At 63.4% G+C, this 14,110-nt stretch carries 14 protein-coding genes; 6 read left to right on the forward strand and 8 right to left on the reverse strand.

The genetic code is table 11. From position 1 onward, the window contains the following. Positions 1–28 precede the first annotated feature (28 nt). From NKH38_RS29025 to NKH38_RS29035, 3 genes are all read right to left on the reverse strand, one after another. The gene (locus NKH38_RS29025; RefSeq protein ID WP_245269849.1) at positions 29–832 is read right to left on the reverse strand and encodes an ATP-binding cassette domain-containing protein; all 804 of its coding nucleotides are present in this window, start codon (positions 830–832) and stop codon (positions 29–31) included. Next, positions 808–1,869 (reverse strand): ABC transporter permease, encoded by a 1,062-nt coding sequence (locus NKH38_RS29030; RefSeq protein ID WP_023670725.1) that lies wholly within the window; start codon positions 1,867–1,869, stop codon positions 808–810. Before NKH38_RS29030 ends, NKH38_RS29025 begins: the two co-directional genes overlap by 25 nt. A 150-nt stretch (positions 1,870–2,019) precedes the next feature. Then, a complete protein-coding gene (locus tag NKH38_RS29035) occupies positions 2,020–2,997 on the reverse strand; it encodes a sugar ABC transporter substrate-binding protein (protein WP_081725578.1) in 978 nt (325 codons plus the stop codon). Positions 2,998–3,261: 264 nt separating this feature from the next. Here NKH38_RS29035 and NKH38_RS29040 point away from each other — a divergent pair, with 264 nt between their 5' ends. From NKH38_RS29040 to NKH38_RS29055, 4 genes are all read left to right on the forward strand, one after another. After that, positions 3,262–4,488, forward strand: coding sequence for an ROK family transcriptional regulator (locus tag NKH38_RS29040; protein ID WP_023692756.1), 1,227 nt, complete (start codon positions 3,262–3,264; stop codon positions 4,486–4,488). Next, complete coding sequence (locus NKH38_RS29045) at positions 4,489–4,935, forward strand: RbsD/FucU family protein (protein WP_023684581.1); 447 nt, start codon at positions 4,489–4,491, stop codon at positions 4,933–4,935. Next, entirely contained in the window at positions 4,932–5,855 is a 924-nt protein-coding gene (locus NKH38_RS29050; protein WP_023684582.1) for a carbohydrate kinase family protein, read from the forward strand. The genes NKH38_RS29045 and NKH38_RS29050 overlap by 4 nt, the downstream gene beginning before the upstream one ends. 298 nt (positions 5,856–6,153) lie before the next feature. Beyond that, positions 6,154–7,284 carry a DegT/DnrJ/EryC1/StrS family aminotransferase gene (locus tag NKH38_RS29055; RefSeq protein ID WP_352760645.1) on the forward strand — a complete coding sequence of 377 codons (1,131 nt, stop codon included), beginning with the start codon at positions 6,154–6,156 and terminating at the stop codon, positions 7,282–7,284. A gap of 12 nt (positions 7,285–7,296) precedes the next feature. Here the strand turns inward: NKH38_RS29055 and cysQ are convergent, their stop codons facing one another. The 4 genes from cysQ to NKH38_RS29075 form a co-directional block, all read right to left on the reverse strand. Beyond that, entirely contained in the window at positions 7,297–8,085 is a 789-nt protein-coding gene (gene cysQ, locus NKH38_RS29060) for a 3'(2'),5'-bisphosphate nucleotidase CysQ (protein WP_031196090.1), read from the reverse strand. Positions 8,086–8,095: 10 nt separating this feature from the next. Then, the gene (cysN, locus tag NKH38_RS29065; protein ID WP_023670718.1) at positions 8,096–10,033 is read right to left on the reverse strand and encodes a sulfate adenylyltransferase subunit CysN; all 1,938 of its coding nucleotides are present in this window, start codon (positions 10,031–10,033) and stop codon (positions 8,096–8,098) included. Between the two features lie 2 nt (positions 10,034–10,035). Further along, a complete protein-coding gene (gene cysD, locus NKH38_RS29070) occupies positions 10,036–10,941 on the reverse strand; it encodes a sulfate adenylyltransferase subunit CysD (RefSeq protein WP_352760650.1) in 906 nt (301 codons plus the stop codon). 315 nt (positions 10,942–11,256) lie between these two features. Next, positions 11,257–11,565 (reverse strand): hypothetical protein, encoded by a 309-nt coding sequence (locus tag NKH38_RS29075; RefSeq protein ID WP_352760653.1) that lies wholly within the window; start codon positions 11,563–11,565, stop codon positions 11,257–11,259. Between NKH38_RS29075 and NKH38_RS29080 the strand changes: the two genes are divergently transcribed. Further along, positions 11,543–12,649 (forward strand): O-antigen ligase family protein, encoded by a 1,107-nt coding sequence (locus NKH38_RS29080; RefSeq protein ID WP_352760655.1) that lies wholly within the window; start codon positions 11,543–11,545, stop codon positions 12,647–12,649. The genes NKH38_RS29075 and NKH38_RS29080 overlap by 23 nt on opposite strands. After that, on the forward strand, positions 12,646–13,581 hold the full coding sequence (locus NKH38_RS29085; protein ID WP_023670715.1) for an NAD-dependent epimerase/dehydratase family protein: 936 nt from the start codon (positions 12,646–12,648) through the stop codon (positions 13,579–13,581). The genes NKH38_RS29080 and NKH38_RS29085 overlap by 4 nt, the downstream gene beginning before the upstream one ends. On the opposite strand, the gene NKH38_RS29090 is transcribed toward NKH38_RS29085, so the two are convergent. Then, positions 13,569–14,108 carry a sugar transferase gene (locus NKH38_RS29090; protein WP_352760659.1) on the reverse strand — a complete coding sequence of 180 codons (540 nt, stop codon included), beginning with the start codon at positions 14,106–14,108 and terminating at the stop codon, positions 13,569–13,571. The two genes, NKH38_RS29085 and NKH38_RS29090, sit on opposite strands and share 13 nt — an antisense overlap. Positions 14,109–14,110: the final 2 nt, after the last annotated feature.

The raw sequence follows: 14,110 nt of genomic DNA on the forward strand, positions 1-14,110 counted from the left end.
CCCTGCGGCAATTTATCCGTCGAGCGGATCAGGCAGCGAGTGCAGCCTCCGGCGGAACCTTCGCTCCCGTCATGAAGGCGACGGCGTCGGACATGGTATATTGCTTGGGATCGATGACGCAGAGGCGACGTCCCAGCCGATGGATATGGATACGGTCGGCCACTTCGAAGACATGCGGCATGTTGTGCGAGATCAGCACGATCGGCAGGCCTCTTTTCTTGACATCGAGGATCAGTTCCAGCACGCGGCGGCTCTCCTTGACGCCGAGTGCCGCGGTCGGCTCGTCCATGATCACCACGCGGCTGCCGAAAGCGGCGGCGCGCGCCACCGCCACGCCCTGACGCTGGCCGCCCGACAGCGTTTCCACCGCCTGGCTGATGTTCTGGATGGTCATCAGGCCAAGCTCGGTCAGCTTGTCGCGGGCGCGCTTTTCCATTGCCGGCCGGTCCAGCATGCGAAGCCAGTCGCCGAGGAAGCCGGGTTTGCGGATCTCGCGGCCGAGGAACATGTTGTCGGCGATCGACAGGGCCGGCGACAAAGCCAGGTTTTGGTAGACCGTCTCGATGCCCGCCTCGCGCGCCTCCATGGGCGATTTAAAAGCGACAGCCTTGCCTTCAAGACGGATCTCGCCTTCGTCGGGCACGGCGGCGCCGGAAATCGCCTTGATCAGCGATGATTTGCCGGCGCCATTGTCTCCGATGACGGCCAGGATTTCGCCGGGGTAGAGGTCGAAGTCGGCATTGTCGAGGGCGGTGACACGGCCATAGCGCTTGATCAGGCCGCGCGCGGTGAGGATGGGTTCCACGGTCATGCCGAAACCTTTCTGATCCATTGGTCGATCGCCACGGCGCCGATGATCAGCACACCGGTGAGCAGCACCTTCCATTGTGGATCGGCGCCCAGCATGTTGAGGCCCATCGAGACGACACCGACGATCATCGCGCCGAAAAGCGTGCCCAGAATTGAGCCGCGCCCGCCGAACAGTGAAATGCCGCCGATCACCGTCGCAGTTATCGCCTGCAGGTTGTAGTCGGTGACGGCGGCTGACGGTGAGATCGAGCCGTTGCGGCCGATGGAAACCCAGGCAGCGAAAGCTGCGATCAACCCGGCAAGGGTGTAGACCGTCATCAACACCTTCTTGGTCTGGATGCCAGACAGCTTCGCCGCCTCCTGATCATCACCAACGGCGTAGACGTGGCGGCCCCAGGCGGTGTGATTGAGCACGTACCAGAGGATCAAAACGAGCACGACCGTGGCGATGACGCCCAGTGTCAGCACCGCCGTGCCGATCTTGAAACTCAGGGCAAAGAGATGCAGCAGCGGCGCCTGGGCGTCGACATCGGTATCGCGGATCGTCTCGTTGGCCGAATAGATGAAGTTCGTCGCCATGACGATGTTCCAGGTGCCGAGCGTGACGATGAACGGCGGCAGCTTCATGTAGGCGACCAGCAAACCGTTGAGCAGGCCGCAGGCTGCGCCGGCGGCAAGCCCGATGGGCACTGCGAGCACGGCCGGCATGCCGTAGCTGACCGCGCAATTGCCCATGATCACGGCCGAAATCACCATGATCACGCCGATCGACAGGTCGATGCCGGCGGTCAGGATGACCAGTGTCTGCGCGGCACCGAGGATGCCGACGATGGCGATCTGCTGCAGGATCAGCGTCAGCGTATAGGATGAGAAGAAACGCCCGCCAATGGCGATGCCGAAAATTACGATCGACAGGACCAGCACAATCAGCGGCACCGCCGCCGGCGTGGAGTGCAGGAAATGCTGGATGCGCTTGACGGCCGATTTGTGCTCGTCAAAGGCGGCAACGCTTGTGTCGCTGCTCGAGAGAACCTTCTCGAATTCCTGTGCTTGAGCCATGTTTCCTCCCCTGGGCTTCAGCTCCATGCCGATACCCGCTCGCGCCTGTCCGGTCTGTTGCCGGGATTATTCGCGTGACGCATCGTCCACCCGAAGCGGCCGGGGATCAAGCCCCCGGCCGTCAGCTTGCCGCTGGCTGTCAGGCAGCCATCAGCCCCAGCACTTGGCGAGGCCTTCCTTGGTGTCGATCGACTTCACGCCATTGGCCGGCTTGTCGGTGACGAGGTTGACGCCGGTGTCGAAGAAGTTCTTGCCTTCGGTCGGCTTCGGCTTGGCGCCGTCCTTGGCGAAGGCGGCGATCGCCTCGATGCCGAGTGCCGCCATCTGCAGCGGGTATTGCTGCGAGGTGGCGCCAATGACGCCTTCGGTCACCGACTTCACACCGGGGCAGCCGCCATCGACCGAGACGATCAGCACCTGGCTTTCGAGACCGACCGCCTTGAGCGCCTGGTAGGCGCCGACAGCGGCGGGCTCGTTGATGGTGTGGATGACGGTGATGGAGTTGTCCTTCTGCAGAAGGTTTTCCATCGCCTTGCGGCCGCCTTCTTCATTGCCGTTGGTGACGTCGTGGCCGACGATGCGGGCATCGTCCTCATCGCCGATCTTGTTGGGATCCTTCACGTCGATGCCGAAGCCCATCATGAAGCCCTGGTCGCGCAGCACATCCACGGTCGGCTGTGAGGGGGTCAGGTCGAGGAAGCCGATCTTGGCGTCCTTGGCCTTGTCGCCGAGGGTCGCGGCTGCCCAGGCGCCGATCAGCTTGCCGGCTTCCAGATTGTCCGTCGCGAAGGTCGCGTCGGCGGCATCGATCGGGTCCAGCGGGGTATCGAGCGCGATCACCAGCAGGCCGGCGTCACGCGCCTTCTTCACCGTCGGCACAATGCCCTTGGTGTCGGACGCGGTGATCAGGATGCCCTTGGCGCCGTCGGCGATGCAGCTTTCGATCGCCGCCACCTGGCTCTCGCTATCGCCGTCGATCTTGCCGGCATAGGTCTTGAGGTCGACGCCAAGTTCCTTGGCCTTGGCGGTCGCGCCCTCCTTCATCTTGACGAAGAAGGGGTTGGTGTCGGTCTTGGTGATCAGGCAGGCGCCGACGCCGGCGGCCGATGCTGTCGAAGCAAACGCCATCAGGCCGAGGCCCGCCGCGGCGAACACGGTGGACTTCAATAAAGCTTTGGTCACGATCTTCCTCCCATGGAACCATGCGGATGCCGCCAACCGGCATCTCGAGCGCATCCACTGAAGTTCTCCCAGTGTGGACGCGCCCTCAAATGACACCAGCGGGAGCCGCCTGTCAATAATTAAATCACTCTTATTTATTATTGACAGCTTTGCGCGGTTCACTCATTCTGCCGCAAAAGCAGTAAGAATAAACCAAGGGAAGGAACAAGGGTGGAGACCGGCATTGCGAGGCACGGTTCGCCCGAGGCGGCCGCCAGCCGTCTCCACCGTGGCACCAACCAGAGCGGCATGCGCGACCACAATGAGCGGCTGGTGCTGTCGTTGGTTCGCCAGCACGGCAGCTTGGCCAAATCAGACATTGCGCGCATGACCGGGCTTTCAGCGCAGACCGTCTCGGTCATCATGCGCGAACTGGAGGAAGACAGCCTGCTGCTGCGCCAGGCGCCGTTGCGCGGCAAGATCGGCCAGCCCTCCATCCCGATGGCGCTGAACCCCGAAGGCGCCTTCTTCATCGGCCTCAAGATCGGCCGCCGCAGCGCCGAACTGGTGCTGATCGATTTCCTCGGAACTGTGCGTTCCATGCTGCAGCACTCCTACCGCTATCCGGCGCCGCGCGAGACGGTTGAGTTCGTCACCGAAGGCATGAAGACGATGCGCGCCGAACTGACACCTGCGCAGGACAAGCGCATTGCCGGGCTCGGCATCGCCATGCCGTTCGAACTGTGGAACTGGGCCGACACCGCCGGCGCGCCGCGCGACATCATGGACGAATGGCGCCATCGCGACATCCGTGCCGACATCCAGGCGCAGTGCGAATTCCCGGTCTATCTGCAGAATGACGCCACCTCCGCCTGCGGCGCCGAACTGGTGTTCGGCCAGACCGGCGGGGCGCGCGACTTCGTCTATTTCTATATCGGCGCCTTTGCCGGCGGCGGCATCGTGCTCAACGGCCGGCTGTTCGGCGGGCCAACCGGAAATGCCGGGGCGCTGGGTTCGATGCCGGTGCCGGGACCAGACGGCAAGCCGACGCAGCTCATCGACGTCGCCTCGATCGCCATGCTGGAAAAGGCGCTTAACGCACGCGGCATTGACGGCTCCTATCTCTGGACCTCGCCGCAGGAATGGGGCGAGATCGGCGCCGATCTGGACGACTGGATTGCCACCGCCTCGCAGGCGCTTGCCTACGCCATTGTCGCGGCGTCCTCGGTGATCGATTTCGAGGCCGCGGTGATCGACGGCTGGATGCCGCTCGCTGTCCGGCGCCGGCTCGTCGATGCGATCAGGCAGGCGATCGGTACGATCGATGGCGAAGGGCTGAAGCTTCCGGTGGTGCGCGAAGGCACCGTCGGCATCCATGCCCGCGCGCTGGGCGGCGCCAGCCTGCCGCTGTCCGAACGCTTCCTCATCGGTTCGACCACGATTTCCAGGAGCATCTGAATGCTGATCGGTATTCCGTCGCTGCTCGGTCCGGAGCTTCTGGCGACATTGCGCGCCATGGGCCATGGCGACGAGATCGCGCTCGTCGACGGCAACTATCCGGCGGAAGAACAGGCAAACCGGCTGATCCGCGCCGACGGTCTTCACCTCATACCGGTGCTTGACGCCATTTTGAGCGTGCTGCCGGTGGACGACTTCGTGCCGGAAGCGCTGTTTCGTGCCTCGGTAAAAGGCGATCCCTCGGTCGCCGATCCGGTCCACCATGAAATCGAAACGATCTGCACCAGGCGCGCGCCGGGCCGCAAGGTGGTTGCGCTGGCGGGCGCCGACTTCTATGCACGCGTCCGGTCGGCATATGCGATCGTCGGGACCAGCGAACCCCGGCTCTACGCCAACATCATCATCCGCAAGGGCGTGATCTATCCGCCGGAGAACAAGAAATCATGATCCTCTGCTGCGGCGAAGCCCTGATCGACATGCTGCCGCGCACCACGACACAGGGCGAGCCGGCCTTTGCGCCCTATGTCGGCGGCGCGGTGTTCAACACGGCGATCGCGCTTGGCCGCCTCGGCGCGCCCGCCGGCTTCTTTTCCGGCCTGTCGTCGGATCTGTTCGGCGGCCAGTTCCGCGAGGCGCTCGGCGCAAGCAAGGTCAGCTCCACCTATGCGCACACCTCCCCTCGCCCGACCACGCTCGCCTTCGTGCGGCTCACCAACGGCCAGGCGACCTACACTTTCTACGACGAAAACACCGCCGGGCGCATGCTGACGACAGAGGATCTGCCGAAACTGGGCGCCGAGATCGAAGCCATGCTGTTTGGCGCCATCAGCCTGATTTCGGACCCGGCGGGTGCTGCCTACGAAGAATTCATGAAACGCGAGCACGAACGCCGCGTCATGATGCTCGACCCCAACATCCGGCCGAACTTCATCCCCGACAAAGCCAAGCACCTCCGGCGCATCCGCTCGATGATGGCGATGGCCGACATCGTGAAGCTATCGGATGAGGATCTGCACTGGTTCGGCGAGGCCGGCTCGCATGAGGACGTCATCCGCAATTGGCTGGATCGCGGCCCGAAGCTGATCGTCGTTACCCACGGCAGCGAAGGTGCCGTCGGCTACAGCAGGGAACACAAGGTCACGGTGATGCCGCATAAGGTGGAGGTGGTCGACACGGTCGGCGCCGGCGACACTTTCAATGCCGGCATTCTGGCCTCGCTGCACGAGCAAGGCCTGCTCACCAAGGCCGGGATCGGCGGCCTTTCGGAGGACGCCATCCGTCAGGCGCTGGCGCTCGGCGCCAAAGCGGCGGCGGTGACCGTGTCGCGGGCCGGCGCCAACCCGCCCTGGCGGCACGAAATCGCCTGATCCACGCTTAGTCCGCCGCCAGCCGCTGCAAGCAGCCGATCACTTTATGTTTCCGCGAGCCGGAAAGACGCACTGAATTAGCCGGATTAATAGGCGGCGAAGCCCGGATTTCCGGCATCTTGCGGCAATGCAGGGAAAGCCTGAAGTAACAGGCTGCGACACCTAGACAACCCGTCCCGCGGCCGGTCCGGCTTTCTAGACCGGCCCAACTCTGGTACCAGCGGCCCGGTTAAGTTGTTGTTTCTGTGCGTGTCATTGTCCCCGGGGCAGCCCGCACCACACCGTTTTTGAGGCCGACATGCAGTTCATCGATCTTGGCGCGCAGCGCGAACGTATCCGCGACCGGCTGAAGGCCGCGATCGACAATGTCGTCGAGGAAGGCCGCTATATCCTCGGACCGCAAGTCACCGAATTCGAAAACAAGCTCGCAGCCTATATCGGCACCAAGCATGTCGTGGCCTGCGCCAACGGCACCGACGCGCTGCTGTTGCCGCTGTTTGCCGCCGGTATCGGCCCCGGCGACGCGGTGTTCGTGCCGAGCTTCACCTTTGCCGCGACGGCGGAAGTGGTGGCGCTTGCCAAGGCCGAACCGGTTTTCGTCGATGTCGACGCCGAGACCTACAACATCGACATCGCCAGCCTCGAGGCGGCGATCGCCATGATCAAGAAGGAAGGCCGGCTGAAGCCGAAGGCGATTGTTCCCGTCGACCTGTTCGGGCTTGCCGCCGACTACGAGGCGATCATGGCGATTGCCAAGCGCGAAGGGCTGCTGGTGATCGAGGATGCGGCGCAGTCGATCGGCGGTTCGGCCGACGGCACAATGTGCGGCGCCTTCGGCCATGTCGGCTCGACCAGCTTCTATCCGGCCAAGCCGCTGGGCTGCTACGGCGATGGCGGCGCGATGTTCACCAATGACGACGCGCTGGCCGACCAGCTGCGCTCGTTTGCGTTCCACGGTAAGGGCGAGACGCAGTATGACAATGTCCGCGTCGGCATCAATTCACGCCTCGACACGATCCAGGCGGCGATCCTGATCGAGAAACTCGCCATCCTCGAAGACGAGATGGTCGCCCGCCAGGTGGTGGCCAAGCGCTACGCCGAAGGTCTCGGCGACATCGTCAAGACGTCACGCAATCTGGGCGGTGGCCGCTCGGCCTGGGCGCAATACGCCGTCGAGACGCCGAAGCGCGACGGGTTGAGGGCGCATCTCGGCGAAAAGGGCATCCCTTCGGTGATCTATTATGTGAAGCCGCTGCACGAGCAGGTCGCCTATCGCGACTATCCGCGCACGCCGACCGGGCTTGCGGTTTCGGAGGAACTGCCGAATCGCATCCTGTGCCTGCCGATGCATCCCTATCTCAGCGAAGCCGACCAGGACCGCATCATCGAGACGATCCGCAACTACATTGGCTCGAACCGGCGCATGTAGCGGCGGCGTAAGTTACGCCGCGTCCGCCGCCTTCCCGCTCGCAATAAAATGCGGGTTGGCGAAATCCTCGTCGTCGCTCTGTTTGCGCTTGCCATAGGTGAGCGGCTCGCCGTCCAGCGTGCGCGTCATGCCGCCGGCGGCGCGCAGTACGGCGTCGCCGGCCGCCGTGTCCCATTCCATGGTGCGGCCGAAGCGCGGATAGATGTCGGCTTCGGCTGCGGCGAGCAGGCAGAATTTCAGCGATGAGCCGACCGAGACGATCTCGGCGGCGCCGAGATCCTTGATGAAGGCTTCGGTCTCCGGGGTGTTGTGCGAGCGGCTGGCAACGACCGCCAGCGGCGTGACCGCCCTCCTAACCGAAATCCGCCGGCGGCCGACGATACGGAAGTCGCCATCGACCTCGATTGCTTCGGCCCAGCCCGGCCGTCCAGAGAAGAACCGCCCGCTGCACGGTGCGAAGACGACGCCGATCTCCGGCACGCCGTGCCGGACAAGCGCGATGTTGACGGTGAAATCGGTCCGGCGGTTGACGAATTCCTTCGTTCCATCGAGCGGATCGATCAGGAAGAAGGCGCCATCCAGATCGGGCGGCACAATGCCTTCGGCGACCTCTTCCTCGGCCACGCAGGGAATATCGGGATAGGCCGCACGCAGGCCGGCGAGGATGATCGTCTCGCTCTCGCGGTCGGCTTCCGTGACCGGCGAGGAGTCCGACTTGCTGTCGACCGCGCAGCCGGCCTTGAAGACCCGCATCACCTCGCGTCCGGCTTCGAGCGCCAGGCGCTCGAACACGTCGAGCATCACTTCGTCGTCAGATGCCGCCGCCGCTGTCATATTGGTCTTCGGCAATGTCGCGCTCATTCAGCCAGTGTTCCAGAGCCTCTACCATCTCCTCGGCCGTCTTGCCGAGTGTCTTGAGATGGATTTCGGGATTTTCGGGAGCTTCATACGGGGAATCGACGCCGGTGAAGTTCTTGATCTCGCCATTCAGCGCCCGTGCGTAAAGGCCTTTCGGGTCGCGGCGGGCGCATTCCTCGAACGGCGTATCGACGAACACTTCGACGAACTCGCCGTCGGCCATCAACTCCCTGGCCATGCGCCGCTCGGCGCTGAAGGGCGAGATGAAGGAGACGATGACGATCAGCCCGGCATCGGCCATCAGCTTGGCCACCTCGGCGACCCGGCGGATGTTTTCGACCCGGTCGGCGTCGGTGAAGCCGAGATCGCGGTTGAGGCCGTGGCGGACATTGTCGCCGTCGAGAATGTAGGTGTGGCGCCCCGAAGCGAACAGCTTCTTCTCAAGCAGATTGGCGATGGTCGACTTGCCCGAACCGGAAAGGCCGGTGAACCAGAACACGGCGGGACGCTGGCTCTTCAAGTCGGAACGACCGCGCTTGCCGACATCGAGCGACTGCCAGTGGATGTTTTCGGCGCGGCGCAAGGAATGCAGGATCATGCCGGCGCCGACCGTGGCATTGGTGATGCGGTCGATCAGGATGAAGGCGCCGGTATCGCGGTTGTCGGCGAAGGTGTCGAAGGCGATCGGCGCCCGGGTCGAGATATTGCAGATGCCGACTTCGTTCATCTCGAGCGACTTCGCCGCCTCGCGAGCGAAGTCGTTGACGTTGACGCGGTATTTCAGGTCGGTGACGGTGGCGCTGGTCTGGTCGGTCTCGGTGCGCAGTATATAGGAGCGTCCCGGCAGCAGCGCTGCCTCGTCGAACCAGACGATGTTGGCGGCGAACTGGTCGGCGACCTGCGGCCGTGCCGCCGGCGACACCAGCATGTTGCCTCTGGAGACCTCGACCTCGTCATCGAGCACAAGGGTGATGGCCTGGCCGGCCACCGCCTGGGCAAGATCGCCGCCTTGCGCGACGATGCGCTTGACCCGCGAGGCCTTGCCGGATTTGGCGACCACCACCTCGTCGCCCTGCGCGACGGAGCCGGACGCGATGGTGCCGGCAAAGCCGCGGAAGTCGAGATTGGGCCGGTTGACATACTGCACCGGAAACCGGAACGGCAGTTCGACCGCGGCCTCGTCGACCGATATGGTTTCGAGATGCTCGATCAGCGACGGGCCGGAATACCACGCCGTCTTGCCGGAGCGGCTGGTGACATTGTCGCCATAGCGGGCCGACATCGGGATCGGCACGATCGTCTGGAAGCCGAGCTCGTGCGAGAACTGCCGGTAATCCTCGACGATACGGTCGAACACCGCCTGGTCGAAATCGACGAGGTCGATCTTGTTGACGGCAAGCACGATATGGCGGATGCCGAGCAGCGAAGCGATGATCGAGTGGCGCCGGGTCTGGCGCAGCACACCCTGGCGCGCATCGATCAGCACGATGGCGAGATCGGCAGTCGATGCGCCGGTCGCCATGTTGCGGGTGTACTGTTCATGGCCGGGGGTGTCGGCGACGATGAACTTGCGCTTGGGCGTGGCGAAGAAGCGGTAGGCGACGTCGATGGTGATGCCTTGCTCGCGCTCGGCCTCGAGGCCGTCGACCAGAAGCGCGAAGTCGATGTCGTCGCCAGTGGTGCCGTGCTTGCGGGAATCGCGCTCGAGTGCGGCGAGCTGGTCCTCGAAGATCTGCTTTGTGTCGGACAGAAGACGGCCGATCAGCGTCGACTTGCCGTCGTCGACCGAGCCGCAGGTGAGGAAGCGCAGCAGCGACTTCTTCTCCTGCGCCGCCATGTATTCGCGCACGCCGTCGGTGGGAGCGAGGCTCTTGGCCAGGATATGGCGCATGCTCAGAAATATCCCTCGCGCTTCTTCTTTTCCATCGAGCCGGCTTCATCGCGGTCGATGAGGCGGCCCTGGCGCTCGGAGGTGCGCGCCGTCAGCATCTCGCCGACGATGGCTTCGAGCGTGTCGGCGTCGGATTCGATGGCGCCGGTCAGCGGATAACAGCCGAGCGTGCGGAAACGCACCAGACGGTTCTCCATCGTCTCACCGGGGCGCAATTGCATGCGATCGTCATCCTTCATGATCAGCATGCCGTCGCGTTCGACCACCGGCCGCTCCTTGGCGAAATAGAGCGGCACGATCGGGATGTTTTCCTGCAGAATGTACTGCCAGATATCGATCTCGGTCCAGTTCGACAGCGGAAACACGCGGATCGATTCGCCCGGCGCGATGCGGGTGTTGAAGATCTTCCACATCTCCGGCCGCTGGTTCTTCGGGTCCCAGACATGCTGGGCGTTGCGGAAGGAAAAGATGCGCTCCTTGGCGCGCGACTTCTCCTCGTCGCGCCGAGCCCCGCCGAAGGCAGCGTCAAAGCCGTATTTGTCGAGCGCCTGGCGCAACGCCACCGTCTTCATGACATGGGTGTGGGTGTTCGAGCCATGGTCAAAGGGGTTGATACCGTCGCGCACGCCGTCTTCATTGACGTGGACCAGCAGGTCGAAGCCGAGCTTCTGCGCCATCTGGTCGCGAAAGGCGATCATCTCGCGGAACTTCCAGGTGGTGTCGACATGCAGGAAGGGGAAAGGCGGCTTGGCCGGATAGAAGGCCTTCATCGCCAGATGCATCAGCACGGAGGAATCCTTGCCGACGGAATAGAGCATCACCGGCTTGGAGAAGGAGGCGGCAACCTCACGGAAGATGTGGATGGACTCGGCCTCGAGCCGCTGCAGGTGCGTAAGCGCGATGTTCATGGACTGTGAGCGTTCTCTCGTGCAATCCAGACCTTGCATCAGATGGATCGGGCGTCCTTTTCAGCCGCCCGGTTCAAGCTTCACTGCTGGACACTATCGGTTCGTGCCGGCGTTCTAGCAGATCGCCACCTGATATAACAACGCTGGAAAGGCCGGCGGCCACACCGATCGGCAACGAATTTTCCATGAAAAGCCCAGAATCCGGAAATTCCTGCCCGACGGAGCGATAGCCTTCAAAGGCCGGGAAAAATCTTGCCTGAACCGAAAGAAATGCCGGCCCGACCTCGTCCCACTTTCGAAAACCGCACCCAGCCGCTATACCGGCTCCTGAACCTGCGCCGGGCGGCATGCCGCAAATGCCGCCGCCAAAACATCGTCCGTCGCCAAGCGACCCAGCGCATTGTGAACCAGAGCATTGACCCCGATTTCCGCCATCAAGCAGCACGTTTCGCCGTCACGGATCAACATCACCTTCTCCATCCTGTGCTTCTTTTTCCCGCCGGTGCTGGGATCGGCGGTCAGCTTTTTATTCAATGGCGGCGGCCTGTGGTCGGTGCTTCTGCTTGCGTTGAAAAGACGGCGTTTCAACATCGACCGGTCGATGACCGCGATGACGGTGGCCATCTATGCCTATTGCGCAGCCAGCGTGCTCGCCTCCATCGTCAACAATTCGATCGCCAGGGATGCGCCGCATCTGGCAGGGCTGATCACCTTCCTGTTTTTCCCTGTCTCATACGCGACCTGGAGCATTACCGAAAAAACCACGCTGACGCGCATCGTCGTGCTGGCGAGCGCCGCCGCCTGTTTTGGCGCCGTGCTGCTGGCGGTCGTGCAATATCACGGGCTGGGCATACGGGCCGAAGGCGGCGCCGGCAATCCGATCGTGTTCGCGACCGTCTGCTGCCTCAGCATGATGATGTGCCTGGCAGGCGCCTTATCGGGTGTCGAAAAGAACAGGGCGTTGCTGGCCTGCGCGACACTGGCCGGCGCGGTCGCCATTGTCTATTCGGGGTCGCGGATCATCTGGCTGGCGATGCTGGTGGCCGGCATCGCGGTCCTGCTGATCAACCGTCGCAAGCTCAACAACAGAAACGCCATTCGGCTTTTGCTGATTGCGGGGGCGACCGGCATCGTCATCGCTGTCATCGGTCTCCCCATCATTTCCGAGCGCGCGGCCTTCCTGTTCAGCGACTGGGATGCGCTCGCCACGAAGGGCGACCACACGACCGCGCTCGGCTTGCGCGCCGCACTTTGGCAGATTGGGCTGAGCGCCTTCCACGACATGCCGATTTTCGGTCACGGCATTGCTGCAAGCCGTGAGCTGATAAAGGATGGATTCCACAATCAGTTCCACATGCCGTCCACGGGCTTCAGCCATTTTCACAATGGCTTCCTGACTGCATTGGTGGAGGCCGGGCTGCTTGGAGCCGTAACGCTCGCGGCTGTGTTCTTCGTTGCCGCGAGAAACGCGGCCATCGTGCTGCGCACCAGCACGGACGCGATCGAGCGGTTCGGCGCCACCATGATTGTCGTCACTGCGATCACCTACCTCATCGGCGGCCTGACCGGCATCCTGGTCGGCCACGACATCCTCGATGCCACACTGATGGTGTTCCTGGTGTCCGGGACATATCTTGCATCGGGCCGGCAACAAATGCTGCCGGAACAACAGGCACCGGCCCCGGCCCCCCAGGCAAGCCGGCCGTGAAAGTGCTGGTCACAGGCGCGACGGGTTTCATCGGCAGGCAGGTCGTCAACCAGCTGCGCGAAGCCGGGTTCGGGGTGCGCATGGCATCGCGCCACCCGGAACGGCTCGATCCCGTGAGCGATGCGGTTTTGTTGCCGGACTTCGACGCACCGGCTCAGGCATACCAGGCGCTGATGCGAGATATCACCCATGTCGTCCACTGTGCGGCGCTCAATAATGACCGCAAGGCGAGCGAAGCCGACTTCATGGCAGCCAACGCGACACTGACCGCGCAGCTGGCGCGCGCGGCCGCCTCGCGGACAAGCGGGCGCTTCATCTATCTGTCGTCGATCCGGGCAGTAGCCGGTCCCGGTTTCAGCGGAACGATCAGCGAGGCGACGCTCCCTGCCCCGCAATGCGCCTACGGGCGCTCGAAACGCGAAGGCGAGATCAAGACACTGGAAGCCTATGCGTCCAGGCCCTCCGATGCCACCGCGCTGCGCCTGCCGCCGGTCTATGGCGAAGGCATGAAGGGAAACCTGCGTGGAATGATGCGGGCTGCCGCCATTGCCTTACCATTGCCCTTAGGCGCTTTCACCGCAGTTCGTTCGCTGATATCGCGCGACGCGGTGGCTGGCGCCGTGGCGCATCTTTTGACTCGTCCCACGCCACCGCGCCCGACCTATGTCCTGGGCGATGCTTCCCCCGTTGCGATGTTCGAAATCTTGACTGCATTCAGGCACGGATACGACGTTCCGACCCGGCTCGTTCCTGTGCCGGCCTGGCCATTCAGGCTGTTCGCCACACTGCTTGGCAGAAAAGCAGCGTACGACGCTTCCATGGCGACACAGATTTGCGACCCGTCACTGCTGATCTCGGAAGGCTGGATGCCGGAAACCGACACGCTCGGCCGGATTGAGGAACTTGCACGACAGGCCCGTCAGGTCCGGTAGATTGTGCCAAGCAGGATTTTGACGTCGAGTCCGATCGAGGCTCCCCTGAGATATTCGGCATCCGTTTCGGCGCAGAGTTTCGGATCCGACATGTCGATGCCTTTCATCTGCGCGAGCCCGGTAATGCCCGGAAGGGCCGCAAGCACACCCAATTGCCTGCGGCGTTCGACCAATTCCGTCTGCGTGGGCAGGCACGGCCGCGGTCCGACCAGGCTCATCTCGCCCTTGAGCACGTTCCAGAGCTGCGGCAGCTCGTCGATCTTGAATTTCCGCAGCACCTTGCCGACGGCAGTGACGGAAATTGCCGGCGCCTGATGCGAGGGCAGAGACGGCGTTCCCACAACCATCGTGCGCAGCTTGTGGCAGGCAAACGGCACCCCGTGCTGGCCGACACGGGTTTGAGAGAAGAGTGCCGGTCCAGGCGACGTCGTCCTGATTGCCAGCATGGCAAGCAGGATGAAAGGCGAGGCCAGTGGCAGCAGCAGCGCCGCCACCGCCAGGTCGAAAGCTCGCTTGGGTTCCCTCATGG

The organism is Mesorhizobium sp. M1078 (assembly GCF_040318615.1).
Lineage (GTDB): Bacteria > Pseudomonadota > Alphaproteobacteria > Rhizobiales > Rhizobiaceae > Mesorhizobium.